Here is a 1,347-nt window from a genome sequence, read left to right as displayed (position 1 = left end):
AGTGAACAAGTCAGGTCCGAAACAGAGACCGTATGTGATTTCCAAGTGGACCGTGTGGGAGGCGTATCAGCAGGTCCGGCTAAACAAGGGAGCTGCCGGGGTCGACGGGCAGTCCATCGAGGACTTCGAGAAGGACCTTGAGAACAATCTGTACAAGGTCTGGGTGCGGATGTCCTCGGGGAGCTACTTCCCGCCCCCGGTGCGGGCTGTGGAGATACCGAAGCCGCATGGCCAAGGGTCGAGGATCTTAGGTGTACCCACCGTGGCCGACCGGGTTGCCCAGACCGTGGTCGCCCTTACGCTGCAACCCCGCACGGAGTCGATCTTTCATAACGACTCGTATGGGTATAGGCCGGGGCGGTCGCCGTTGATGGCGGTCGGAAAGTGCCGCGAGCGGTGCTGGCGGATGGACTGGGTGCTTGAGTTTGACATTTCCCTGTTCTTCGACTCCGTCGATCACGACCTTGTGGTCAAAGCGGTGGAGGCGAACACCACCCCTGAGCAAAAATGGGTGGTGATCTACGTCCGGCGGTGGCTGAAAGCCCCGACGGTATGGCCCGATGGCAGGACGGTCGAGCGGGACCGAGGTACCCCGCAGGGATCCGCGGTGTCACCCGTGCTGGCCAACCTGTTCTTGCATTATGCCTTTGACGCCTGGATGGGGCGGGAGTTTCCGACCCTGCCGTTCGAGAGGTTTGCCGACGACGCGGTCGTGCACTGTGTGACCGAAAAGCAGGCCCGGTACGTGCGGGTCAAGCTGGCGGAGCGCATGAAGGAGAGCGGGCTGCACCTGCACCCCGACAAGACCCGGATCGTCTACTGCCAAGACGAAAACCGACGTGAGGCGTATGGCAACACGTCGTTCTCGTTCCTCGGCTACACGTTCCGGGCGAGAGGCGCCCGTGGGAAGGGCGGGCGGACGTTCTCCAGCTTCCAGCCGGCGGTGAGTCGGGACGCCCTCAAGAAGATGGGGGGAGTGGTCCGCCGGTGGCGGATCCACCTGCGCACGACCGATGACATCGCGACGCTCGCGGCGTGGCTGAATCCGGTCATTCGTGGCTGGGTGAACTACTACGGGGAGTTCTACCGCTCCGAGCTGTACCGCTTACTGCAACGCATCAACACCTACCTGGTGCGATGGGCTCGACGGAAGTTCAAACGTCTCAGGTCGTTCAAGAAGGCCAAAAGATGGTGGAATGGGCTGATTTGTAAACAGCCTCGCCTGTTCGCCCACTGGGCGTGGTGCACCAGTTTCTGAAGGACTGGGTGGGACGAGCGCAGTAACGGGAGACTGTTACGCTGCGTTCTGTGGGGGCCCGGGGGCGAAATCCCCCCGGGCTACCCGGC

Annotated in this window: 1 protein-coding gene; it reads left to right on the top strand. The window is 62.4% G+C overall.

The features are described 5' to 3' along the window. The first annotated feature begins 1 nt into the window (after position 1). Positions 2–1,258: a group II intron reverse transcriptase/maturase gene (gene ltrA, locus NBW84_RS16855; protein ID WP_250285696.1), complete on the top strand. Its 1,257-nt coding sequence runs from the start codon at positions 2–4 to the stop codon at positions 1,256–1,258. Positions 1,259–1,347: the final 89 nt, after the last annotated feature.

Source organism: Protofrankia sp. CiP1_Cm_nod2 (assembly GCF_920664355.1).
Taxonomy (GTDB): domain Bacteria; phylum Actinomycetota; class Actinomycetes; order Frankiales; family Frankiaceae; genus Protofrankia.
The sequence above is the reverse complement of the archived record's forward strand: the minus strand, read 5'-3'. Positions and strand labels throughout refer to the sequence as shown.